Raw genomic sequence first — 23,491 nt, 5'->3', positions numbered from 1 at the left:
GTGCGAGCCTCGATCAGGTCGTGAGCACGGTACCGGCGGATGCGCCGGCGGCTCCGCCGCCACGCCCCGCCCCGCCGCTACTGGGTCGGCGTGGCCGGCAGGAGCGTGCCGGGGGCGGGTGCCGGGGGCGCGGCAGGCGCGGCGGGCGCGACCGGCGCCGCCGCGGGAGCCGGCACCGACTCGCCCGGCGGCAGCAGCATCCCGGGGTACGGAAGGGTCGCCTCGGCCTGCACCTCGGCGACGACCGCGGCGGCCTGCGGCTCCGCCGCGAGCAGTGCGTTCGGCACGTACATGCCGAACTGGTCGACGGCCGGCACCTGCATGTGCATCGCGTCTGGCCCCCCGGCGGTCGCGGTGCCCGCGAGCGTCAGGAACTGCGACGGCTGGCCGCCGAGCATGCCGAGCTCGCCGGCCGCGACGGCCACGTGCTGCGGCGATGCGAGCACCGCGATCTCCTCGGCGATCGACTGCTCGGCGCGGGCGAGCACGGTCGACTCCCCCTGCAGCGCGCTCATGCGGTAGGCGCCCTCGCTGATGACGACCGAGAGCCCGAGCTGGGCGCACACCACGGCGCCGAGGCCGACCATCGCGACGATGCCGTGCACGAGGCGCGGGCTGCGACGCGGCACGACGACCGGCAGCGCCCGCAGATGGCGCTCGCGCTCGGGCGCAGGGCTCGGCGCGGGGTGCTGCTGCGGCAGCGCGTGCAGGTCGACGACGGCGGCGTTGGTCATGACGGCTCCCCTGGGCTGGATGCGGGCGTCTTCGATGCGGATGCGTTGACGGGACGGATGCGCTCGGCCGACCGGAGGCGGACGGGCGCGGAGCGCGGATTGCGGGCGCGCTCCGCGTCGTCGGCGAGCTCGGCGCCGCGCACGAGCAGCCGCAGGTGCGGCGCGTGCTCGGGCAGCTCGACCGGCAGGTCGCGCGGCGCGGTCGACGCGGCTGCGGCCTGCAGCGCGCGCTTGACGATGCGGTCCTCGAGCGACTGGTAGGCGAGCACCACGAGGCGCCCGCCGACGGCCAGCGCGTCGATCGCCGCAGGCATGGTGCGCTCGAGGATCGCCAGCTCCTGGTTGACCTCGATGCGCAGCGCCTGGAAGACGCGCTTGGCGGGGTGGCCCTGGTTCGACAGCGCCCGCGGCGTGGCCGCCTGCAGGATGTCGACGAGCTGCGCCGACGTCTCGATCGGCGCCTCGGCGCGCGCGGCGACGATCGCCCGCGCGTAGCGGTCGGCGAGCTTCTCGTCGCCGTAGACGCGGAACAGCCGCGAGAGCTCGCGGTCGCTGCGCTCGGCGATGATCGAGGCGGCGGTGACGTCGCCCGCCTGCCCCATGCGCATGTCGAGCGGGGCGTCCTTGGCGTAGGCGAAGCCGCGGTCGGCGGCGTCGAGCTGCAGGCTCGAGACGCCCAGGTCGAGCAGGATGCCGTCGGCGGCGACGACCCCGGCGGCGTCGAGGGCGAGGTCGATGCGGTCGTAGGTGGTCTGCACCGGCACGAAGCGCTCGCCGAACGGCGCCAGCCGCTGCCGCGCGAGCCTGATGGCGTCGGGGTCCCGGTCGATGCCGGCGACCACGAGCGTCGGGTGCGCCGCGAGCATCGCCTCGGTGTGCCCGCCCATGCCGAGGGTGCCGTCGACCACGACGGGCGCGCGCCCGGCGGTGACGGCCGCGTCGATCGCCGGCGCGAGCAGCGCGAGCGTGCGCTCGAGCATGACCGGGGTGTGCAGTGCGGATGCGTCCATGTCGTCTCCCTGTCCGTCCCGGCCCCTGATCCCCATCCGTGCGGCGCGGCACCGGGGAAGGTGTGTCGCGGCGCCCAGCTGGGGGTCACGGGTCGGGTCAGAAGATGCCGGGGATCACCTCCTCGGTGGTCGTCGCGAAGTCGGCCTCCTTGGCCGCGTAGTAGGTGTTCCAGGCCTCGGTGTCCCAGATCTCGGCGCGGGAGCCCGCACCGATGACGGTGAGCTCGCGGCCGAGGCCGGCGTACTCGCGCAGGTTGGCGGGGACGGTCACGCGGTGCTGGCTGTCGGGCTGCTCGCTCGACGCGCCCGAGAGGAACAGGCGGAGGAAGTCGCGGGCGGCGGCCGAGGTGAGCGGCGCCTGCCGGATCTGCTCGTGGACACGCTCGAACTCGCGCACCGAGAAGACGTAGATGCAGCGCTCCTGGCCGCGGGTGAGCACGAGGCCTCCCTCGAGCTCCTGCCGGAAGCGCGCGGGGAGGATGACGCGGCCCTTGTCGTCGAGCTTGGGCGTGTGCGTGCCGAGGAACACGGAGCCCCCTCTCGTCCGGCCTGCGAGCAGATGGTTCGCCGACATCCGCCGACTTCCTCCACCGTACTCCACTCAGCGCCACTTTCCTCAGAAAGTTGCGCAAACTCCGGGCGTGTTCTCAACATTCGTCTGGGTTTTCGCGGTGGAGGGGTTTTGGCGCCGTGGAGACGTGCAGACGCCCCGGACGCCGCAGCGCCCGGGGCGGATCGCCCTCAGGACGACGAAAGAGGGCCGACGCGAGCGCGTCGACCCTCAGAGGGAGTGGAGTGGAGTGGGGGCTCAGCCCCGCTGGTTGCGGTCGTCCCACTCCTCGGCGAGACGATCCATCAGGCTCGGGCTCTGCTGCTTCGCGGCCGGGCCGTCGCCGCCCGCGCGCGCCCGGTCGGCCTCGTCGCCGGTCGCCGGCTTCGACGCCGACAGCGCCCAGAGCGCGCCCGCGACCGCGATGCCGAACCCGACGACGCCGATGATCGCCAGCTTCATCAGCACGCCCACCACCACCAGCACGAGTCCCGCGACGATGCCGAGGACGCCGACGGCCACCTTGGTGTAGTCGACGGTGCGAGGCCCGCTCGTCGTGTTGACGATGTCTGCCTCGTGCTTGTAGAGATTGCGCTCCATCTCGTCGAGCAGTCGCTGCTCGTGCTCGGAGAGGCCCATGTCGCACCCCTTTCGATCGACCGGTGCGGAGCGCCAGTCTACGCGCTGCGGCTGTCAATAGCATGTGTCTTGTGTCAGCACAGCAGCGCTTCGCCCGAGCAGTCGAGGGCTCGATCCAGGAATACCTCGACGCGCGGGAGCGCGCCCTGACGGAGATCTCGCCCGATGCGGGGCCGCTGCTGGCGCAGGTGCGCGAGATGGTCGCCGGCGGCAAGCGGGTGCGCAGCGCCTTCGTGCTGTGGGGCTGGCACGCGGTGACCGCTGCGCGCAGCGACGCCGGCCACACCGCCGGCACCGAGCGCGACCCGCAGTGGAGCGACGTGGTGCAGGTCGCGACCGCGATCGAGCTGTTCCACGCCGCCGCGCTCGTGCACGACGACATCATCGACGCCTCCGACACGCGCCGCGGCAGGCCCGCGATGCACCGCGCGCTCGAGTCGCGGCACCGCGACGGCGAGTGGGTGGGCGACGCGGCCTCCTGGGGCACGAGCGCCGCGATCCTGGTGGGCGACCTGCTGCTCAACTGGGCCGACGACCGGATGCTCGAGGCGTGCCGCGGGACGGCCCACGGCGAGGCGGTCCATGACGCGTACCGCCGGATGCGCGAGGAGGTCACCTTCGGGCAGTACCTCGACGTGCTCGAGGAGGCCGCATGGATCCGGCAGGAGCCGGCCGACCTGCTCGACCGCGCGCACACCGTGGCGGTCTACAAGTCGGCCAAGTACTCGGTGGAGGCGCCGCTGACGCTCGGTGCCCTGCTGGCCGGCGCCGACCGCGAGCAGCTCGACGCGCTCGCCGGCTACGGCCTGCCGGTCGGGGTCGCGTTCCAGATGCGCGACGACCTGCTGGGCGTGTTCGGCGATCCCGAGATCACCGGGAAGCCGGCGGGCGACGACCTGCGCGAGGGCAAGCGCACCGTGCTGATCGAGATCGCCCGGCAGCGGCTGGCCCCGGGCATCCGCACCATGCTCGACGAGCTGCTCGGCGACCGCGAGCTCGACGACCGCCAGATCGCGATCCTGCAGGACGCGATCCAGCGCTCCGAGGCGCCCGAGCGGCTCGAGTCGCTGATCGACCGCGCGGTCGGCGAGGCGCTCGAGGCGCTCCACGGGGGCACGCTCTCGCGCTCGGCCGTGCTCGAGCTCGAGCGACTGGCCGACACGGTCGCGAAGCGCGACCGCTGATCGGCGCTGCCGCCGGGCCGGCTCAGCCGAGCAGCTGCGCGGCCTTGCGCACGGCGGCCTTCGAGCCTGCGCGCATGGCCTCGATCGGCGCGACGCCCAGCGAGTCGTCCTCGGCGAGCAGCCAGTCGATCGCCTCGTCCTCGGTGTGCCCGGCGTCGAGCAGCACGAGCAGGGTGCCGCGCAGCTCGCTGAGCGGTTCGCCGTCGCGGATCGCCGCGGCGGGCACCTGCAGCGTGCCGTTCCGGCGCGTCGCCGGCAGGCGGTGATCCTCGATGAGTCGGTGGATGCGTCCGACCGGCTGACCGAGCAGCGTCACGAGGTCGGGCACGGAGAGCCAAGCGGTGTCTTGCGTCACGCCTCCATGATGCCACCGGACCCGACCTGCGCCCCACAGCGGCGTGGGTGCCGTGCTTGCGCCGCACCTCCGCCTATCCTCGCTTCGTGCCTGTCGACCCCCGCGATCCCGTCATCGGACGGCTGATCGACCGCAGGTACGAGGTCGGCGACCGCATCGCCCGCGGCGGCATGGCGAGCGTCTACGCCGGGCTCGACCTGCGGCTCGACCGCAAGGTGGCCGTGAAGGTGATGCACCCGCACCTGAGCGACGACGAGGACTTCCGGGAGCGCTTCATCCAGGAGGCGAAGGCGGCGGCCCGCCTCGCGCATCCGAACGTCGTGAACACCTACGACCAGGGAGACGACGACGGGCTGGCGTGGCTCGTCATGGAGCTGGTGCCCTCGATCACCCTGCGCGACCTGCTCATCGAGCGCGGCCGCATCACCGCTGAGCAGTCGCTCGACGTGCTCGAGGCGATCCTCGCGGGCCTGGCGGCCGCGCACCGGGCCGGCATCGTGCACCGCGACCTGAAGCCCGAGAACATCCTGCTCGCCCACGACGGGCGCATCAAGATCGGCGACTTCGGCCTCGCGCGGGCGGCGACCGCGAACACCGCGACCGGGAAGGCGCTGCTGGGCACGATCGCCTACCTCTCCCCCGAGCTCGTCACCCGTGGCATCGCCGACGCCCGCAGCGACATCTACGCCGTGGGCATCCTGCTGTTCGAGATGCTCACCGGCAAGCAGCCGTTCACCGGCGACGAGCCCATGCAGATCGCCTTCCAGCACGCCAACGAGCAGGTGCCGCTGCCGTCGACCGAGGCGCCCGGCGTGCCCGAGGCGCTCGACTCGCTCGTGCACTGGGCGACGCAGCGCGATCCGAACCTGCGACCGACGGATGCGTCGGAGATGCTGGCAGAGCTGCACGCGATCCGGGAGCGCGGCATCGACACCCCGACGACCGTGCTGCCCTCAGTCTCGGAGGACGACCGGTCGACGACCGTCATCGAGCGGCCGCGCAAGCCCCGGCGCACGGTCGCGCCGCCCCCGCCGGTGGTCGTGCGCGACGGCGGCGACGGCGTGGCCGCGACGGCGCTCGCGCGACGCGTCACCGTGCGCCGGCGCCGCGGCATGCTGTGGCTCGCGGTGGTGCTGCTCGGCCTGCTGCTCGCGGCCGGCCTGGGCTGGTGGTTCAACCTCGGACCGGGCGGCAGCAGCACCGTGCCGTCGGTCGTCGGCGAGACGCAGGACGCCGCGGTCGCGCTGCTGGACGGCGACGGCATCGAGGTCTCCGAGGTGGTGGCCGAGGCGAACTACGACACGCCGTCAGGGCACGTGCTGCGGACCGTCCCGCCCGCCGGCGCCGAGATCGGCAACGGCGACGCGGTGCAGCTGGTGGTCTCCGCGGGCCGACGGAGCCTGCCGGTGCCTGCCCTCGCTGGCATGCCGCTCGAGCAGGCCCGCGCCGAGATCGCCACCGCCGGCTTCACGGTCGCCGAGGCCGAGCCGGACTTCGTGTTCGATGCAGCGCCTCCGCAGACCGTGCTCGCGGCCTCGGCGAACGAGGTCGACCTCAGCCAGGTGCAGACGCTCGAGGAGCGCACGCCGATCGCGCTGCGCGTCTCGCTCGGCCCGATCCCCGCCGAGTCCGGCCAGAACGCGGACGACGCCTCCGCCGCCCTGCAGCAGGCTGGCCTGCTCGTCGACTTCTCGGCGCAGGAGCACTCGTTCGAGGTGCCGACCGGCCACCTCGTGTCGATGACGGTGCCGAGCGACGGGCCGGTGCGCCGCGGCGCGACGATCACCGGCGTCGTCTCGCTGGGCCCGCCCATGTCGCAGGTGCCGGACGTGGTGGGCATGCCCATCCCCGATGCCGTGCAGGCGATCCGGGATGCGCAGCTCGTGCCCGAGCTGCGCACCAACGTGCCCGAGGCGCTGCAGAGCCTCGCGGCGGTCCTGTCGCAGGATCCCGGATCGAGCGCCGTCGTGCAGGGCTCGACCGTCGTCATCGACGCGACCTACTGAGCCGCGCCGGCCACGAGGGGCCGGCGCGGCCGGAGGCGCAGCAGACCGCTACGGGCGCGGTGCCGCCCGCAGCTCCTCGGCCACCAGGAACGCCAGCTCGAGCGACTGCATGTGGTTCAGGCGCGGGTCGCAGAGCGACTCGTAGCGCGACTCGAGCGCGAGCTCGTCGATGTCCTCCGAGCCGCCGAGGCACTCGGTGACGTCGTCGCCGGTGAGCTCGACGTGGATGCCGCCGGGGAACGTGCCGACCTGCTTGTGCGCCTCGAAGAAGCCGCGCACCTCGTCGACCACGTCGTCGAAGCGGCGCGACTTGTAGCCGTTCTTCGTCGTGATGCCGTTGCCGTGCATGGGGTCGGTGACCCACAGCGGGGTCGACTCGAGCGACTTCGACGCCTCGAGCAGGCCCGGCAGCACGTCGCGGATGCGCCCTGCGCCCATCCTGGTGATGAAGGTCAGGCGACCGGGCTCGCGCTCGGGGTCGAGCTTGTCGACCAGCGCCTCCATGTCGGCGGGCGTCGTGGTCGGGCCCAGCTTCACGCCGATGGGGTTGCGCACCCGCGAGAAGAAGTCGACGTGCGCGCCGTCGAGCTCGCGCGTGCGCTCGCCGATCCACTGGAAGTGGCTCGAGGTGTTGTAGGCGAGGCCGGTGCGCGAGTCGATGCGCGTGAGCGGGCGCTCGTAGTCCATCAGCAGGCCCTCGTGGCCGGTGAAGAACTCGACGCCGCGCAGCTCGTCGAAGTTGGCGCCGGCGGCCTCCATGAAGCGCACCGCGCGATCGATCTCGCTGGCGAGCGCCTCGTAGCGGGCGAACAGCGGGTTCTCGGCGAAGCCCTTGTTCCAGGAGTGCACCTGGCGCAGGTCGGCGAAGCCACCCTGCGTGAAGGCGCGCACGAGGTTCAGGGTGGATGCGGCCATGTGGTAGCCGCGGAGGATGCGGTCGGGGTCGGCGGCGCGCGACTCGGGGGTGAAGTCGTAGCCGTTGACGATGTCGCCGCGGTAGGCGGGCAGCGTCAGGTCGCCGCGCGTCTCGCTGTCGTTGGAGCGCGGCTTGGCGAACTGCCCGGCCATGCGGCCCATCTTGATCACCGGCATCGCCGCGCCGTAGGTGAGCACGACCGCCATCTGCAGGATCGTCTTCACGCGGTTGCGGATGTTGTCGGCCGTCGCGCCCGCGAAGGTCTCGGCGCAGTCGCCGCCCTGCAGCAGGAAGGCGCCGCCCTGGGCAGCGGTCGCGAGCCGGTCGCGCAGCATGTCGACCTCGCCGGCGAACACCAGCGGCGGAGCCGCGCGCAGCTCGCGGCGGACGCGCTCGAGCTCGGCCTCGTCGGGCCACGATGGCTGCTGCTTGACGGGCAGCGAGCGATAGGCGTCGAGTCCCTGCTCGATGGAGCTGCGCTCAGTGTCGAACGGGTTCACGAACGTCTCGGTCATGCGTGCCTCTGCAATCGGATGGCGCGGAAGTGCGCCAGAGGCCAGTCTACTGAGCGGCGAAGCGCCGGACCCGTCCGCGGCCGCTCAGCGCTCGGCGCGCGCGGCGGCGAGCGCCTTCCGCTCCGCCTCGACGCGGGACTTCACGCTCGAGGCGTAGACGTCGACGTACTCCTGGTCGGAGATGCGGTTGAGGGTGACCATGATCTCGTCGGTGATCGAGCGCAGCACGAAGCGGTCGCCCTCGAGGTTGTAGTAGCGCGAGAAGTCGATCGGCTCGCCGAAGATGATGCCGATGCGCCCGACGCGCGGCAGGCGCTTGCCGATCGGCATGATCTTCTCGGTGTCGACCATCACGCACGGGATGACCGGCACGCGCGCGTCGAGCACCATGCGGGCGACACCGGTGCGCCCGCGGTACATCTTGCCGTCGGGGCTGCGGGTGCCCTCCGGGTAGATGCCGATGAACTGGCCGTCCTGCACCTTCTGCAGCGCGGCGTCGAGGCTCTGCGAGCTCTTCTCGCCGCCCGAGCGGTCCATCGGCAGCTGGCCGACGCCGAGGAAGAACCAGCGGATCAGCCTGCCCTTGAGGCCCTTGCCGTTGAAGTAGTCGGACTTCGCCAGGAAGTAGACGCGGCGATCGAGCACCAGCGGCATCAGGAAGGAGTCGATGACCGACAGGTGGTTGCCGGCGATGATCGCGCCGCCCGAGGCGGGCAGGTGCTCGAGGCCCACGACCCACGGGCGGAACACCCGGTTCATGTACGGGCCGACCACCCAGTGCCGCAGCAGCCAGTAGAACATCGCACCTCCAAGACGCACCCGAGCCTAGGGCCTGCACGACCCCGCGACAGACATGCGCGCACCTCACGGCGCAGTGGGACGCCCGACCATACAATGGCGCCAACGCACGAACGCCGAAGGAGTCCCAGTGCCCCAGCTCACCGCACCCGAGGGTGTCACCCCTCCCGTCGTCGCACCCGACCCGGAGGCGAACGTCACCGACCTGCTCGAGGACACCGTCCGGGAGAACCCGCACATCGCGCTGTTCTCGGTGCCGCAGGGCGACGGCTGGCGCGACATCTCCGCCACCGAGTTCCGCCGCCAGGTGGTCGCGCTCGCCAAGGGCTTCGTCGCCGCGGGCGTGCAGCCCGGCGACGCCGTCGGCTTCCTGTGCAAGGTGCGCTACGAGTTCTCGCTCGTCGACTTCGCGCTCTTCTACGCCGGCGCCCACATGGTGCCCGTGTACGAGACGTCCGCACCCTCCCAGATCCAGTGGATCCTCTCCGACGGCGGCGCCACCCGCGTGATCCTCGAGGACGCCGACCTGGTGTCGCGCTTCGACGAGGCGCACGGCGACCTGCCGGCGATCAGCGACGTCTGGCGCATCGACCGCGGCGACCTCGACTCGCTGGTCGAGCAGGGCAAGGACGTCGCCGACGACGAGATCGAGCGGCGCCGGCGGCTCGCCGTGGGCGACGACATCGCCACGCTCATCTACACCTCCGGGTCGACGGGCCGCCCGAAGGGCGTCATGCTGACGCACTCGAACTTCGTCGAGCTGTGCCGCAACGCGCGCGTGGCGATGGCCGAGGTCGTCGCGCCCGGATCGTCGACGCTGCTGTTCGTCACGCAGGCGCACGTCTTCGCGCGCTTCATCTCGATCCTCGGCGTCACCGCGGGCGTGCGGGTCGGGCACCAGTCCGACACGAAGCAGCTGCTGCCGGCGATGGGCTCGTTCAAGCCGACGTTCTTCCTCGCTGTGCCGCGCGTGTTCGAGAAGGTCTACAACGCCAGCGAGCAGAAGGCGGAGGCGGGCGGCAAGGGCAAGATCTTCCGCCGCGCCGCCCGGGTCGCCGTCGCGCACTCCAAGGCGCTCGACGCCGGCCACGTGCCGCTGGGGCTCAAGCTGCAGTTCGCGCTGTTCGACCGGCTCGTGCTCAACAAGCTGCGCACCGCGCTCGGCGGCAACGTGCGGTACGCCGTCTCAGGCTCGGCGCCCCTGTCGACGTTCCTCGCGCACTTCTACCGCTCGCTCGGCATCCGGGTGCTCGAGGGCTACGGCCTGACCGAGACCACGGCGCCGCTGACGGTCGGTCTGCCCTCCAGGTTCAAGATCGGCACGGTCGGGCCGGCCATGCCCGGCAACGGCGTGAAGATCGCCGACGACGGCGAGATCCTCGGCAAGGGCGTCGCCGTCTTCGCGGGCTACTGGAACAACGAGCAGGCGACCAAGGACTCCTTCACCGAGGACGGCTGGTTCCGCACCGGCGACATCGGCTCCCTCGACGCCGACGGCTACCTCACGATCACCGGTCGGAAGAAGGAGCTCATCGTCACGGCCGCCGGCAAGAACGTGGCGCCGAACACGCTCGAGGACCCGATCCGCTCGAACACCATCATCGGGCAGCCGGTCGTCGTGGGCGACCAGCGCAAGTTCATCGCCGCGCTCATCACCCTCGACGGCGAGATGCTGGCGACCTGGCTGCAGAACAACGGGCACGACGCGTCGATGACGCTCGAGCAGGCCGCGAACCACCCGGCGGTGATCGAGGAGGTCCGCTCCGCGATCGAGCGCGCCAACAAGCACGTCTCGCGCGCCGAGTCGGTGCGCAAGTTCGCGATCCTGCCGGTCGAGTTCATCGAGGCGAACGGCCACCTGACACCGAAGATGTCGATCAAGCGCGACAACGTGCTGCGCGACTTCGCCGCCCAGGTCGAGGACATCTACGCGTCGAACTCCACCGCGCACGACGTCGGCGAGTGAGCCGACCGACGGCGGCGTCGAGGCAGCGCCTCGATGCCGCCGTCGTCACGACGTGGGCACGATGGACGCGGCGTGACGGATGCGGCAGGGTGAGCGCATGATCCTTGCTCGTGCTCCCCAGAGCGCCGCCGCCGTGGCCGACCACTACGACGAGCTCGACGCGATCTACCGCCGCCTGTGGGGCGAGCACGTGCACCACGGGCTGTGGACGACGGGCCGCGAGACGCCCGTCGCAGCCGTCGAGGCGCTGGTCGACACGGTCGGCGACCGGCTGCAGCTGCAGACCGGTGACGCGTGCGTCGACATCGGCTGCGGCTACGGCGGCACGGCGCGACGCCTCGCGGCCCAGCGCGGTGTGCGCGTCACCGGCTTCACGCTCTCGGGCGAGCAGGCGCGCCACGCGGCCGCGCAGCCTGTCGACGGCGTCGAGGTCCAGCAGCGCGACTGGCTCGAGAACGGCCTGCCCGAGGGCTCCGCCGACGCCGCGTGGGCGATCGAGTCGAGCGAGCACATGGCCGACAAGCAGGGCTTCTTCGACGAGGCCCACCGCGTGCTGGCGCCCGGGGGCCGCTTCGTCGTCTGCGCCTGGCTCGCGGCGCCCGATGCCCGCGGCTGGAAGCTGCGCCACCTGCTCGAGCCGATCTGCCGCGAGGGCCGACTGCCCTCGATGGGCACGCCCGAGGAGTACGCGGCGCTGGCGCGCGCGGCCGGCTTCGAGGTCGTCGACTACGAGGACGTCAGCCGCCGCGTCGCCCGCACGTGGACGATCTGCACGCGCCGGCTGCTGCGGTCGGTGATCGTCGACCGCGACACCCGTCGGCTCGCCCTCGAGGGCCGCAACCGCGTCTTCGCGCTCTCGTTCCCGAGGCTGATCCTCGCCTACCGCACGGGCGCGATGCGCTACGGCATCTTCACGCTCGTCAAGGCCTGAGCCGGTGCCGTCGCGGCCTCAGTACCAGGCGGCCTTCCGCACCTCGGCCATCGCGATCGACCGCGTCTCCTTGTCGAGCGCCTGCAGGTAGAGCCGGCCGTCGAGGTGCCCCATCTCGTGCTGCAGCATCTGCGCCATCAGGCCCTCGCCCTCGAGCACGACCTCGCGGCCCTCGAGATCCTCGCCGATCACGCGGCAGAAGGGATGGCGCGGCGTCGGGAAGCCGAGCTCCGGCACCGACAGGCAGCCCTCGTCGACCAGCTGCGGCTCGCCGCGCACCTCGTCGATGCGCGGGTTCAGCACATAGCCCAGCTCGTCGTCGACCAGGTAGGAGAACGCCGCCTTCGCGACGCCGATCTGGCACGCCGCCACGCCCGCGCGGCCCGGCAGCTGCACGGTGTCGAGCAGATCCTGCACCAGGGCCGCCGTCGCGGGCGCCGCCGGGTCGACCGGCTGGGCGCGCTCCCGCAGCACAGGGTCGCCGAAGACCCGGATCTCCCGCACGCTCACGCGGGCTTCACCACCACGATCAGGTCGCCGGCCTCGACCGGCGTCGTGCCGGTGAGCGCCAGCCGCTCGACGACGCCGTCGACCGGCGAGGTGATGCCGGCCTCCATCTTCATCGCCTCGATCGTCGCCACGGCGTCGCCTGCCGCGACCGTGTCGCCGACGGCGACCTTCACGGTGACCGCCCCGGCGAACGGAGCCGCGATCTGGCCGGGCACCGACGCATCCGCCTTCTCGACCTGGGGCTTGTCGACCTTGACGGAGCGGTCGCGCACGTAGACCGGGCGCAGCTGGCCGTTCAGCACCGTCATCACCGTCACGATGCCGTCGTCGTCGGGCTGGCCCACGGCCTCGAGCTCGACGTTCAGGGTGACGCCGCGGCCGATGCCGACGTGGTGCTCCTCGCCGGGCAGCATGCCGTAGAGGTAGTCGATGGTGTCGACCACCGAGAGGTCGCCGTACTGCGCGCGGCTCTCGTCGAACGCCTTCGTCGGGCCAGCGAACAGCAGCTCGTTCAGCGCGTGCTGGCGGTCGGCGCCGGCCGTCAGCAGGCGCTCGGCCTGCTCGGGCGCGAGCGGCTTGATCGAGATGTCGACCTCGCGGCCGGCGAGCACCTTCGAGCGGAAGGGCTCGGGCCAGCCGCCCGGCAGGTCGCCCAGCTCGCCGGCCATGAAGCCGATGACGGAGTCGGGGATGTCGTACTTGCGCGGGTCGCGCTCGAAGTCGTCGGGGTCGACCCCCTGCGCCACGAGCTGCAGCGCCAGGTCGCCCACCACCTTCGACGAGGGCGTCACCTTCGTCGGGCGGCCGAGGATGCGGTTCGCCGCGGCGTACCAGTCCTCGATCTTCTCGAAGTCGTCGGCGAGCCCGAGCGCGATCGCCTGCTGCCGCAGGTTCGACAGCTGACCACCCGGGATCTCGTGGTGGTAGACGCGGCCGGTGGGGCCGGGCAGGCCCGACTCGAACGGCTTGTAGAGCCGACGGACGGCCTCCCAGTAGGGCTCGAGGTCGCTCACCGCGGCGAGCGAGAGGCCGGTGTCGCGGTCGGTGTGCGCGACGGCGGCGACCAGCGCCGACAGCGACGGCTGGCTGGTGGTGCCGGCCATCGGGGCGCTGGCGACGTCGACCGCGTCGACGCCCGCGGCGGAGGCGGCGAGCAGCGTCGCGAGCTGACCGCCGGCGGTGTCGTGCGTGTGGAGGTGCACCGGCACGCCGAAGCGGTCGCGGAGCGCCGCCACGAGCTTCGAGGCCGCGCCCGCGCGCAGCAGGCCCGCCATGTCCTTGATCGCGAGCACGTGCGCGCCGGCGTCGACGATGCGCTCGGCGAGCCGCAGGTAGTAGTCGAGGGTGTAGAGGTCCTCCGCCGGGTCGAGCATGTCGCCGGAGTAGCACAGCGCCACCTCGGCGACCGTGGAGCCGGTCTCGAGCACCGCGTCGATCGCCGGCCGCATCTGGTCGACGTCGTTCAGCGCGTCGAAGATGCGGAACACGTCGATGCCGGTGAGTGCGGCCTCCTCGACGAAGGCGGTGGTCACCTCGGTCGGGTACGGCGTGTAGCCGACCGTGTTGCGGCCGCGCAGCAGCATCTGCAGCGGGATGTTCGGCATCGCCTCGCGGAGCGCCGCGAGCCGCTCCCACGGGTCCTCGCCGAGGAAGCGCAGCGCCACGTCGTAGGTCGCGCCGCCCCAGGCCTCCATCGAGAGCAGCTGCGGCGTCATGCGCGCGACGTGCGGGGCGACCGCGACCAGGTCGGCGGTGCGCACGCGGGTCGCGAGCAGCGACTGGTGCGCGTCGCGGAAGGTGGTCTCGGTGACCGCGAGCGTGGTGCGCTCGCGCAGCGCCTTCGCCCAGCCGGCCGGGCCGAGCTCGAGCAGCCGCTGCCGCTCGCCGTCGGGCGCCGGCGCTTCGAGGTCGATGGCGGGCAGCTTGATCGCCGGGTTGATGACGCCCTCGGCCTTGCCGTTGGGCTGGTTGACCGTCACGTCGGCGAGCCAGGCGAGCACCTTCGACGCGCGGTCCTTCGGCGGGTTGATGCGCGTGAGCTCGGGGTGCTCGTCGATGAACTGGGTCGACACGTCGCCGGCGCGGAACTCGTCGGTGTCGAGCAGGTTGAGCAGGAACGGGATGTTCGTCGCGACGCCACGGATGCGGAACTCGCTGACCGCGCGGTGGGCGCGGCGGATCGCGGTGTCGAGATCGCGGCCGCGGGTGGTGACCTTCGCCAGCATCGAGTCGAAGTGGGGGCTGACGTCGGTGCCGGGGTTGATCGTGCCGCCGTCGAGGCGCACGCCCGCGCCGCCCGGCGAGCGGTAGGCGGTGATGCGGCCGGTGTCGGGGCGGAAGCCGTCGGCCGGGTTCTCGGTGGTGACGCGGCACTGCAGGGCAGCGCCGTGCATCTCGATCTGCTCCTGCTTGAGGCCGAGCTGCTCGAGCGACTCCCCCGCGGCGATGCGGATCTGGCTGGCCACCAGGTCGACGTCGGTGATCTCCTCGGTGACCGTGTGCTCGACCTGGATGCGCGGGTTCATCTCGATGAACACGTGCTCGCCCGCGCGGTCGCCAGCGGTGTCGAGCAGGAACTCGACCGTGCCGGCGTTGACGTAGCCGATCGAGCGGGCGAAGGCGACGGCGTCGCGGTAGAGCTCGGCGCGCTTCTCGTCGGAGAGGTTGGGCGCGGGTGCCAGCTCGACGACCTTCTGGTGGCGGCGCTGCACCGAGCAGTCGCGCTCGAACAGGTGCACCGTCTCGCCGGTCGCGTCGGCGAGGATCTGCACCTCGATGTGCCGCGGACGGACCACGGCCTGCTCGATGAACATCGTCGGGTCGCCGAAGGCGCTGTCGGCCTCGCGCATGGCGGCCTCGAGCGCCTCCCGGAGATCCTCTCGGCGCTTCACCAGACGCATCCCACGACCGCCGCCACCGGCGACCGCCTTCGCGAAGACGGGGAAGCCGATCTCGTCGGCGCCCGCGATGAGCTCGTCGAGGTCGGAGGTCGCCGGCGTGGAGGCCAGCACGGGCACGCCGGCGGCGATCGCGTGCTCCTTGGCCGTCACCTTGTTGCCGGCCATCGCCAGCACCGAGGCGCCGGGACCGACGAACGTGATGCCCGCCGCAGCCGCGGCGGTCGCCAGCTCGGGGTTCTCGCTGAGGAAGCCGTAGCCCGGGTAGATGGCGTCGGCGCCGGAGTCCTTCGCGACGCGGATGATCTCGCTCACCGTGAGGTAGGCGCGCACCGGGCGGCCGGGCTCGCCGATCTGGTAGGCCTCGTCGGCCTTCTGGCAGTGGAGCGAGTTGCGGTCCTCGTGCGCGTAGACGGCGACGGTCCTGATCCCCAGCTCGTTGGCGGCGCGGAACGCGCGGATGGCGATCTCGCCTCGGTTGGCGACAAGGAGCTTCGAGAACATAGAGGGATCCTCCGGGTGCGGCGGCGCGGTCTTCCCAATCTAGTGGGGCTAGGCTTGGCCGCCGTGCACGTACTCTCGATCAGCTCACTCAAGGGCGGCGTCGGCAAGACGACGGTGACCCTCGGTCTCGCCTCTGCCGCCTTCGCCAAGGGCCTTCGCACGCTCGTCGTCGATCTCGACCCGCAATCGGACGCCTCGACCGGCATGGACATCGAGATCGAAGGCCGTCTCAACGTCGCCGATGTGCTTGCGAACCCCAAGGACAAGGTCGTCCAGCAGGCGATCTCGCCCTCGGGCTGGACGCAGGGGCACGGCGGCACCATCGATGTGCTCATCGGCTCCCCCAGCGCGATCAACTTCGACGGGCCGCACCCGACGATCAAGGACATCTGGAAGCTCGAGACGGCGCTGACGACCGTCGAGAACGACTACGACCTCGTGCTCGTCGACTGCGCTCCCTCGCTCAACGCGCTCACCCGCACCGCGTGGGCCGCCTCCGACCGCGTGCTGGTCGTGACGGAGCCCGGCCTGTTCTCGGTCGCCGCCGCCGACCGCGCGCTGCGCGCGATCGAGGAGATCCGCCGCGGCCTGAGCCCGCGCCTGCAGCCGCTCGGCATCGTCGTCAACCGCGCCCGCCCGCAGTCGCTCGAGCACCAGTACCGCATCCAGGAGCTCAAGGACATGTTCGGGCCGCTCGTGCTCGAGACGGTGCTGCCCGAGCGCACGTCGATGCAGCAGGCGCAGGGTGCCGCACGGCCGCTCCACGTGTGGCCCGGCGAGGGCGCGCAGGAGATGGCGCTGCAGTTCGACGAGCTGCTGCAGACGGTGCTGACGGCTTCCGGCCGCGCGGGCGACGAGGCGGCCTCCGGCCGCAAGGTGCCGGCGCCGACCGCCGCGGTCGACGCGACCGCGGCTGCGGAGCTCGAGGAGGCAGCGGCCTCCGAGACGGTGCCCGAGGGCGAGCCCGAGAGCAAGTAGCGGCGCGAGCCCTCCACCACGCGCCTCAGAGCGAGGCGATGCGGGCTCCAGAGCGCGGCTATCCGTGCGCGACGACCGCGCCGTCGGCGAGCCGCCGCACTGCGCGACCAGCTGCCCGCGGGACGTGACGACGCGCTCGGACGGCGCGACCGCGGTCAGGGGGCCGTCAGGCTCAGGCCGTCAGGTTCAGGCCGTCAGGCGCTGGTCGTCAGGCGCTGGCCGTCAGGCGCTGGCCGTCAGACTCAGGCCGTCAGGGTCAGGCCGTGCGGCTCTTGCGCGCGCGGCGGGCGGCGAGCTCGTCGAGGGGCTGCGCGTCGACCGGCGTGCCCTCGAGCTCGATGAGCTGCGACTCGACCTCGCGCAGCACGCGCCCGACGGCGATGCCGAACACGCCCTGGCCGTTGCTCAGCAGGTCGATCACCTCGTCGTTCGAGGTGCAGAGGTAGACCGACGCGCCGTCGGAGATGAGCGTGGTCTGCGTGAGGTCGCGGACGCCCGCCTCGTGCAGCTGCTGGATCGCGACGCGGATCTGCTGCAGCGAGATGCCGGTGTCGAGCAGTCGCTTGACGAGCTTCAGGACGAGGATGTCGCGGAAGGAGTAGAGGCGCTGGCTGCCCGAGCCGTGCGCCGGGCGGATCGTCGGCTCGACGAGGCCGGTGCGCGCCCAGTAGTCGAGCTGGCGGTAGGTGATGCCCGCCGCGTCCGCGGCGACCGCACCGCGGTAGCCGACGGCGTCGGGCTCCTGCGGGAGGCCGTCGCTGAAGAGCATGCTCGCATCGCGGGCGGTGTCGCCCTGGTCTGCATCGTGGGTGCCGTCGCCCATCGCCGATCCCTTCAGGAGTGCCGCAACCTTCAAGTCAAGGTTGAGTGTTGAGCCTCACCGTATCGAGGCTCCACGCTCATCCCGTGCAACCGATGATCGGCGCGGCGTGTCGGGGCGAGTCTACGCCCTGCCGCCCACGAGCGGGCAGGGCGCGCCTGCCGGCTACGCGCCGAGCGCGTCGCGGGTCAGGAGGTCGCGGACCGCCTGGATCTGACCGGCCAGGTCGCGTGCCGCCTCGGCCGCCTTCGCCTGGCTGCCCGTCTCGCGCCGGCCGCGGATGGGCGTCAGCGCCGACTCGATCAGTGCGGCCTCGCGCTGCGCCGACTGGCGCATGCCGCGCAGGTGCCGCGGCTCGATGCCGAACCGCTGCAGCTCGACGAGCGCGCGCATGGCGTGCAGCGCCGCCTCGCCGAACGGCTCGGCGCCCGGCACCAGCTGCGCCGACAGCGCATCGGCGAGCAGCTGCTTCGTGGCGCCCGACTCGGCCTGCAGCTCGGCGCGCGTCAGCCGGCGCTCCGCCCCCAGGATCGACGGCGCCTCGACGCGCACGTTGGCGCCAGGGATCTGCGGCGACCGGCCCGCATCGATGTCGTCGAGGTGACCGAGGATGACCTTCAGCGGCAGGTAGTGGTCGCGCTGCAGCGTGAGGATGTAGCGCAGCCGCTCGAGGTCGGCGGCGTCGAACTTGCGGTAGCCGGAGGCGGTGCGCTGGGGCGAGATGAGCCCCTGGTCCTCGAGGAAGCGCAGCTTCGACGGCGACAGGTCGGGGAACTCCGGGCCGAGCTTCGCGAGCACCTGCCCGATCGACAGGAGCGCGGCGGCCTTGCGCGCGGGCTGGGCCTGGGCGCTCACTGCCGTGGCTCGAGGTCGAGCCGTGAGCGGTAGAAGGTGAGGCGGAACTTGCCGACCTGCACCTCCGCGCCGTCCTGGAGCGCCACGTGGTCGACGCGCTCGCCTTCGAAGTACGTGCCGTTCAGCGAGCCGAGGTCGCGCAGCTCGAACGACGTGCCCGAGCGCTGGAACTCTGCATGGCGGCGCGAGACGGTGACGTCGTCGAGGAAGATGTCGGCGTCGGGGTGGCGGCCGGCGATGGTGGAGTCCTGGTCGAGCAGGAAGCGCGCGCCCACGTTCGGGCCGCGGCGCACGACGAGGATCGCCGAGCCCGACGGCAGCGAGGCGACCGCCTCGCGGTCCTCGGGGCTCGTGCCCGAGAGCATCGACGCGAGCTGGGCACGGTAGTCGTCACCCCACGACTGCGTGCTCTCGGCGTCGGGGCCGTCGTGCTCGGTCATGCGGTTTCCTCCACGCGGATGGGCCAGCGGCGCTGGCGAGTGCCGTTCAGCATAGCGACTCGAGGCTGTGCTCCAGCCCGGTCTGGCGGATCGATCTCGAGAGGCAACCATAGCGAACCGCGAGGGGCTCGCGGGGCCGTCACGCGAACCCGGCGAACGCGCGCAGCAGCGCAGCCGTCACGGCCGCCCCGAGCACCGCGACGATGAACGGCGCGCGCACCGCGAACAGGCCCGCGGCGACCGCCACCGCGGGGATCCTCGCGTCGAGCACCACCGCCGCGCCCGCCCCGAGCGTCTGCACGGCGACGAGGCCCGCGAGCAGCGACACCGTCAGCAGCTCGAGCGTGCGCCTGGGCCGCGGGCGCTCGAACAGCCGCGGCGGCACGGCGTAGCCGACGAGCTTGATCGCGAGCACCGCGATGCTCGCCAGCAGGATCAGGTGCCACAGGGTCACGCGTGCTGCCCCTTCGGATGCGGCTGCCCACCGGGATCGGGCAGGCGCGACTCGTGCTTCGGGCCGAGCCAGTTCGTCAGGCCCACGAGCACGCCCACCGCTGCCGCCACGATCACCGGCATGCCGGCCGGCAGCACCGGCAGCAGCGCGGTCGCCACGACGGCGCTGCCGGCGGCCACCGCGATCGCCTGCCGCGCCTTGAGCCGCGGCCACAGCAGGCCGACGAACGCGGCGGCAGCTGCCGCGTCGAGCCCCCACTGCTTCGGGTCGCCGAGCAGGTCGCCCAGCAGCGCGCCGGCGAGGGTCGCGAGGTTCCAGCCCAGGTAGATGCCGACGCCCGTCACCCAGAACCCCGTGCGCTGCGCGCGAGGCTCGGTCTGCGCGAGCGCGACGGCGGTCGACTCGTCGATGGTCACGTGAGCGGCCAGCGGCAGCAGCGCCCCGCGCGGCTGCACCACGCGCCGCATGCTCATGCCGTAGAGCGCGTTGCGCAGCCCCAGCATGGCCGCGCTGGCGACGCCGGCGATGCCGCCGCCCGCGGCGATCACGCCGATGAAGGCGAACTGCGAGCCGCCCGAGAACATCAGGGCGCTCAGCACCATGGTCTGCCAGAGGTCGAGGCCCGACGCGATCGAGAGCGCCCCGAACGAGAGTCCGTAGGCGCTGGTGGCCACCGTCACGCTGACGCCCGCCCGCCAGGCGCGACGGACCGCATCCGTCTGCCCTGTGGCCTCTGCATCAGCTCGCACCGGCCAATCCTATGGACGCCGCTAGCCTGGCTGGCATGCACCTGATCGTGGGCGACGACGGCCTCGCCCGGCCCGCCTGGGCGGCGACCGACGCGATGCTGCGCGACTACTACGACACCGAGTGGGGCATGCCGGTGCGCGACGAGACGGGGCTGTTCGAGCGGCTCTCGCTCGAGGCCTTCCAGTCGGGGCTCTCGTGGGCGACGATCCTGCGCAAGCGCCCCGCGTTCCGCGCCGCCTTCCGGCACTTCGAGGCGGATGCGGTGGCCCGCTTCGACGAGGCGGACGTCGTCAGGCTGATGGCCGATGCCGGCATCGTGCGCAACCGCCGCAAGATCGACGCCACGATCCAGAACGCGCGGGCGACGGTGGGGCTGCGCGAGCAGGAGGGCCTCGCTGCGCTCATCTGGTCGTTCCAGCCCACGGCGACGCCGGCGCCCGCCTCGTACGCCGACGTGCCCACGCAGTCGCCGGAGTCGCTCGCGCTGTCGAAGGAGCTCAAGCGCCGCGGCTTCGCGCACGTGGGGCCGACGACGATGTTCGCGCTGATGGAGGCCGTCGGGATCGTCGACACCCACCTGCTCGGCTCGCACCGGCGGGGCTCCAGCGGCGTCTGGGCGGCCGAGTCCTCCACCACCGGGGGGCGGCACGGCCGAGGCGGGCATCCCGAGATGAAGGAGCGCGAGCCATGCGCCAGATCCTGATCGTCCAGTCGCGACCGGAGGACGAGGTCGCCGAGGCCGAGCTCGAGGCGATGCTGCGCTTCGGGCGGCTCGACCAGGCGCGCGTCCAGCGCGTGCGGCTCGACCGCGAGCGCCCGCCGATCGAGCTCGACACCGTCGACGCCGTGCTCATCGGCGGCGGCCCGGCGAACTTCAGCGACGAGCACGGGCGGCCCCGCGCGCACGCCGAGACGATCACCTGGCTCACCGACCTCGCCACCCGAGTGATCCGCGACGACATCCCCTACCTGGGCGCGTGCCTCGGGCTGGGCGCGGTCGTGCACGCGCTCGGCGGGCGCATGGTGCGCGGCATCGCCGAGTCGGTGGCGCCGGTCGAGCTGAGCCTCGTCGGGCAGGACTGGCTGACCGACGGCCTGCCGAGGGCCTTCACCGCGTTCGGCGGCCACAAGGAGGGCATCGCCGAGGCGCCGGAGGGCTCGACGCTGCTGGCGGTCTCGGCCGCGTGCGTGCACATGGTGCGCATCGGGCAGCACGTGGTGGCGACCCAGTTCCATCCCGAGCTCGACGCTGACGGCCTCGAGCAGCGCATCCGCGTGTACCGCGATCACGGCTACTTCTCGCCCGAGGAGGTCGACGACCTGATCGCCGCGGGGCGCGCGGCGCACGTCGAGCATCCGCAGGCGATCCTCGCCCGCTTCGCCGAGCGCTACGGCCTGCAGCGCTGATCCGGATCTGCCGGAGTCCGAGGCCGCTCCAGTAACGGCGTTCGGGAAGCACAAGGAAATTCCAAGCGCCCGCATCCACCGTTGCCAGCGTGGACGTCGCGCAGCTCTGCGACTTCCGCCGAACGAATGGAGCGACCGTGTTGACCCGAGTACGAACAACTGCAATCGCCGGCGTCGTGGCGCTCGCCCTGTTGGGGACGGGAGTGGCGGCACAGGCGGCTCTGGCGCCCGGCGCCACCAACCATCCCGTCACGGTGGGCCCGACCGACCCGGTCCATGGGTTCCCCACCTGGTACGAGGACGCGAACGGCGTCCGGCTGGAGGGCTGCCTGCAGGTGGAGGATCCGCTCTGCGCGATCCCCGCCGACGAAGTCCCGGACCCCTTCGCACGCACCTCCTGGCCGGACAACTTCCCCCTGGAGCACTTCTACTTCCTCGCCGGAGCCGAGCTGTCGGTCGGCGGAGGCGCGGGCCGAGCCGTGCTCACCACGGGGCTCGAGGCGACGTTCAACACCGAAGCGCCGGTCGACGGCGAGCAGGTCACCTTCGGACGCGTCCGCATCGTCGTGCGCGACGCCCTGCCCAACACCGCGTACACCTTCACGCACCCCTACGGCGTCGACACCCTGACCACCGACGGGACGGGCTCCGCCCGCCTCGTCGAGGACGTCGGCATCGGCGCTGCCGGCGACTTCACCGGTGCGCTGCGGAGCCGCGTCGGCCCGTTCCTGACCTGGACGAGCGGCGCACCCGAGGGCTACATCGGTGACCCGGATGTGCTGCACGACGTCACGGGCAGCGTCTGGGTCGACGACAGCGGCGCGGCCCAGAACTACTTCCGCGCCGTCGGCGGCACCGATGACGTGAGGACGGACCTGTTCAGCCTGTCGGGCCGGTACGCCACCAATGCCGGGCTCGACGCCGTCGCCGCCGTCTACAACCCGACCACCGGCACGATCGACGTGCACGCGACCTCGCAGCCCGGCGAAGCCCTCCAGGTCAAGAGCAGCTCGCTCTGGCCGACCACCCCCATGGCGTCGAGCGGCACCGAGTACTACGCCCGGGTGTCGTACGGTTCGGCGGAGCGGCCGCAGACCGTGACCGTCGTCAACGCCGGCGATGTGCCGGTGGCCGAGAAGGTCATCGACGTCACCGACGCGGTCACCGTGTCGAGCGCCACCTTCACGCGCACCGTGGACGCTTCGGGAGCGAGCAGCGGCGTCCTCACGGTCATCGCGAGCTCGACGGATCCGCTGGCGACGCTCAGCGGGGTCGGCGCGTTCCTGACCGACGCACCGCCGGCCCGCGTCACCGTGACCTCGGACGGCGGCGGTTCGGACCAGGCCCCCGTGGTGTCGGACGGCCCTGCCCACGCGGGACTCGAGCTGCACGCCGACGTCCAGGTCACTCCGGCGACCGCGGGGACCCTGGGCACTGACCCGGTCGTGTTCGTCGCGCCGGGTGCCACCGTCACCCTGGACGGCACCGGTTCGCTGGGCGACGTGGCGGGCTACGCCTGGACGACGTCCGGCGGTGTCCTCGCCACGGACACAGGCTCGACGACGAGCTTCACCGCACCCGCCGAAGCCGACCGGTCGATCGTGGTGACCCTCACGGTCTCCAGCTCGTTCGGAGCCTCCGCCACGGCGCAGGTGACCATCGTCACGCAGGAGCCGGCACTGGTTCCCTCGGTCGCCGCCGCGGGGCCCGACCAGCGGGCGCTGCGGGGAGCGGTCGTGACGCTCGACGGGTCGGCGTCCGTCGCTGCCACGGGCCACAGCTGGAGCCTGGTCTCCGGTCCTGCGGTCGCGCTGAGCGATGCCACGGCCGTGCGCCCGACGTTCACCATGCCCGACGGCGACGTCGTGCTGCGCCTCACCACCACCGGCGCCGACGGGACGACCTCCACGGACGAGGTGGCGGTCTCCGTCCTGCGCGACGTGGTGACCGTCACCTCCGCGAGGCTCGACACGCGCAAGTCGGAATGGCGGATCGACGGGACGGTCAGCATCCCGTCGGGCAACCAGGTGACGGTGCGGGCCGCGAACGGCGTGGTGCTCGGCACGGCCATCCCGGACGCCGCCGGTGACTGGCGGCTGCGCACCACCAACACCGCCAGGGGCAGCACGGTGATCGTCACCACCAGGCTCGGCGCCCTCGAGGTCACGGCCAACGTGACCGTGCGGTAGCCCCGTCATCGTCAGGGCGCGCAGCCATCGCGGTGCGCGCCCTGACGTCTGCCTCCTTCCACGAGGCAGGACGAGCGAGTCGA

At 72.4% G+C, this 23,491-nt stretch carries 22 protein-coding genes; 8 read left to right on the top strand and 14 right to left on the bottom strand.

The window, feature by feature from the left end; genetic code table 11:
* Positions 1 to 77: 77 nt before the first annotated feature.
* From Q9250_RS01210 to Q9250_RS01195, 4 genes are all read right to left on the bottom strand, one after another.
* The gene (locus Q9250_RS01210; protein WP_306232755.1) at positions 78 to 734 is read right to left on the bottom strand and encodes a hypothetical protein; all 657 of its coding nucleotides are present in this window, start codon (positions 732 to 734) and stop codon (positions 78 to 80) included.
* Positions 731 to 1,744, bottom strand: coding sequence for a 16S rRNA (cytosine(1402)-N(4))-methyltransferase RsmH (rsmH, locus tag Q9250_RS01205; RefSeq protein ID WP_306232754.1), 1,014 nt, complete (start codon positions 1,742 to 1,744; stop codon positions 731 to 733). Before rsmH ends, Q9250_RS01210 begins: the two co-directional genes overlap by 4 nt.
* Before the next feature lie 97 nt (positions 1,745 to 1,841).
* Positions 1,842 to 2,273 (bottom strand): division/cell wall cluster transcriptional repressor MraZ, encoded by a 432-nt coding sequence (gene mraZ / locus Q9250_RS01200; RefSeq protein ID WP_306232753.1) that lies wholly within the window; start codon positions 2,271 to 2,273, stop codon positions 1,842 to 1,844.
* A 279-nt stretch (positions 2,274 to 2,552) separates the two neighbouring features.
* Positions 2,553 to 2,933, bottom strand: a complete 381-nt coding sequence (locus Q9250_RS01195; protein WP_306232752.1) for a DUF3040 domain-containing protein — start codon at positions 2,931 to 2,933, stop codon at positions 2,553 to 2,555.
* Positions 2,934 to 3,004: 71 nt separating this feature from the next.
* On the opposite strand from Q9250_RS01195, the gene Q9250_RS01190 reads away from it, so the two are divergent.
* Entirely contained in the window at positions 3,005 to 4,117 is a 1,113-nt protein-coding gene (locus Q9250_RS01190) for a polyprenyl synthetase family protein (protein WP_306232751.1), read from the top strand.
* Between the two features lie 22 nt (positions 4,118 to 4,139).
* Here the strand turns inward: Q9250_RS01190 and Q9250_RS01185 are convergent, their stop codons facing one another.
* A complete protein-coding gene (locus Q9250_RS01185) occupies positions 4,140 to 4,472 on the bottom strand; it encodes an Rv2175c family DNA-binding protein (RefSeq protein ID WP_306232750.1) in 333 nt (110 codons plus the stop codon).
* A gap of 86 nt (positions 4,473 to 4,558) precedes the next feature.
* On the opposite strand from Q9250_RS01185, the gene pknB reads away from it, so the two are divergent.
* Positions 4,559 to 6,478 (top strand): Stk1 family PASTA domain-containing Ser/Thr kinase, encoded by a 1,920-nt coding sequence (pknB, locus tag Q9250_RS01180; RefSeq protein ID WP_306232749.1) that lies wholly within the window; start codon positions 4,559 to 4,561, stop codon positions 6,476 to 6,478.
* Positions 6,479 to 6,526: 48 nt separating this feature from the next.
* On the opposite strand, the gene Q9250_RS01175 is transcribed toward pknB, so the two are convergent.
* Both Q9250_RS01175 and Q9250_RS01170 read right to left on the bottom strand, forming a co-directional pair.
* A complete protein-coding gene (locus Q9250_RS01175) occupies positions 6,527 to 7,909 on the bottom strand; it encodes a class II 3-deoxy-7-phosphoheptulonate synthase (protein ID WP_306232748.1) in 1,383 nt (460 codons plus the stop codon).
* A gap of 84 nt (positions 7,910 to 7,993) precedes the next feature.
* Entirely contained in the window at positions 7,994 to 8,710 is a 717-nt protein-coding gene (locus tag Q9250_RS01170) for a lysophospholipid acyltransferase family protein (RefSeq protein WP_306232747.1), read from the bottom strand.
* Between the two features lie 127 nt (positions 8,711 to 8,837).
* On the opposite strand from Q9250_RS01170, the gene Q9250_RS01165 reads away from it, so the two are divergent.
* Together Q9250_RS01165 and Q9250_RS01160 are read left to right on the top strand one after the other, a co-directional pair.
* Complete coding sequence (locus Q9250_RS01165) at positions 8,838 to 10,673, top strand: AMP-dependent synthetase/ligase (RefSeq protein WP_306232746.1); 1,836 nt, start codon at positions 8,838 to 8,840, stop codon at positions 10,671 to 10,673.
* A gap of 97 nt (positions 10,674 to 10,770) precedes the next feature.
* Positions 10,771 to 11,604, top strand: coding sequence for a class I SAM-dependent methyltransferase (locus Q9250_RS01160; protein WP_306232745.1), 834 nt, complete (start codon positions 10,771 to 10,773; stop codon positions 11,602 to 11,604).
* Between the two features lie 18 nt (positions 11,605 to 11,622).
* Here the strand turns inward: Q9250_RS01160 and Q9250_RS01155 are convergent, their stop codons facing one another.
* Together Q9250_RS01155 and Q9250_RS01150 are read right to left on the bottom strand one after the other, a co-directional pair.
* Complete coding sequence (locus Q9250_RS01155; RefSeq protein WP_306232744.1) at positions 11,623 to 12,114, bottom strand: peptide deformylase; 492 nt, start codon at positions 12,112 to 12,114, stop codon at positions 11,623 to 11,625.
* The gene (locus Q9250_RS01150) at positions 12,111 to 15,515 is read right to left on the bottom strand and encodes a pyruvate carboxylase (protein ID WP_306232743.1); all 3,405 of its coding nucleotides are present in this window, start codon (positions 15,513 to 15,515) and stop codon (positions 12,111 to 12,113) included. Before Q9250_RS01150 ends, Q9250_RS01155 begins: the two co-directional genes overlap by 4 nt.
* Before the next feature lie 63 nt (positions 15,516 to 15,578).
* Between Q9250_RS01150 and Q9250_RS01145 the strand changes: the two genes are divergently transcribed.
* Positions 15,579 to 16,493, top strand: a complete 915-nt coding sequence (locus Q9250_RS01145; RefSeq protein ID WP_306232742.1) for a ParA family protein — start codon at positions 15,579 to 15,581, stop codon at positions 16,491 to 16,493.
* A gap of 256 nt (positions 16,494 to 16,749) precedes the next feature.
* On the opposite strand, the gene Q9250_RS01140 is transcribed toward Q9250_RS01145, so the two are convergent.
* The 5 genes from Q9250_RS01140 to Q9250_RS01120 all read right to left on the bottom strand — a co-directional run bounded on the left by Q9250_RS01140 (position 16,750) and on the right by Q9250_RS01120 (position 19,811).
* Entirely contained in the window at positions 16,750 to 17,316 is a 567-nt protein-coding gene (locus tag Q9250_RS01140; RefSeq protein WP_306232741.1) for a MerR family transcriptional regulator, read from the bottom strand.
* Between the two features lie 162 nt (positions 17,317 to 17,478).
* Positions 17,479 to 18,168 carry a transcriptional regulator FtsR gene (ftsR, locus tag Q9250_RS01135; RefSeq protein ID WP_306232740.1) on the bottom strand — a complete coding sequence of 230 codons (690 nt, stop codon included), beginning with the start codon at positions 18,166 to 18,168 and terminating at the stop codon, positions 17,479 to 17,481.
* The gene (locus Q9250_RS01130) at positions 18,165 to 18,608 is read right to left on the bottom strand and encodes an FHA domain-containing protein (protein ID WP_306232739.1); all 444 of its coding nucleotides are present in this window, start codon (positions 18,606 to 18,608) and stop codon (positions 18,165 to 18,167) included. Before Q9250_RS01130 ends, ftsR begins: the two co-directional genes overlap by 4 nt.
* 139 nt (positions 18,609 to 18,747) lie before the next feature.
* A complete protein-coding gene (locus Q9250_RS01125) occupies positions 18,748 to 19,062 on the bottom strand; it encodes an AzlD domain-containing protein (protein WP_306232738.1) in 315 nt (104 codons plus the stop codon).
* The gene (locus tag Q9250_RS01120) at positions 19,059 to 19,811 is read right to left on the bottom strand and encodes an AzlC family ABC transporter permease (protein ID WP_306232737.1); all 753 of its coding nucleotides are present in this window, start codon (positions 19,809 to 19,811) and stop codon (positions 19,059 to 19,061) included. Before Q9250_RS01120 ends, Q9250_RS01125 begins: the two co-directional genes overlap by 4 nt.
* A 35-nt stretch (positions 19,812 to 19,846) precedes the next feature.
* Between Q9250_RS01120 and Q9250_RS01115 the strand changes: the two genes are divergently transcribed.
* From Q9250_RS01115 to Q9250_RS01105, 3 genes are all read left to right on the top strand, one after another.
* Positions 19,847 to 20,515 carry a DNA-3-methyladenine glycosylase I gene (locus tag Q9250_RS01115; protein ID WP_306232736.1) on the top strand — a complete coding sequence of 223 codons (669 nt, stop codon included), beginning with the start codon at positions 19,847 to 19,849 and terminating at the stop codon, positions 20,513 to 20,515.
* A complete protein-coding gene (locus Q9250_RS01110; protein ID WP_306232735.1) occupies positions 20,500 to 21,219 on the top strand; it encodes a glutamine amidotransferase-related protein in 720 nt (239 codons plus the stop codon). Before Q9250_RS01115 ends, Q9250_RS01110 begins: the two co-directional genes overlap by 16 nt.
* A gap of 203 nt (positions 21,220 to 21,422) precedes the next feature.
* The gene (locus Q9250_RS01105) at positions 21,423 to 23,408 is read left to right on the top strand and encodes a PKD domain-containing protein (RefSeq protein ID WP_306232734.1); all 1,986 of its coding nucleotides are present in this window, start codon (positions 21,423 to 21,425) and stop codon (positions 23,406 to 23,408) included.
* Positions 23,409 to 23,491 lie beyond the last annotated feature (83 nt).

Origin of the sequence: Agrococcus beijingensis (assembly GCF_030758955.1) — a bacterium.
Classification (GTDB): Bacteria; Actinomycetota; Actinomycetes; order Actinomycetales; family Microbacteriaceae; genus Agrococcus; species Agrococcus beijingensis.
The sequence above is the reverse complement of the archived record's forward strand: the minus strand, read 5'-3'. Positions and strand labels throughout refer to the sequence as shown.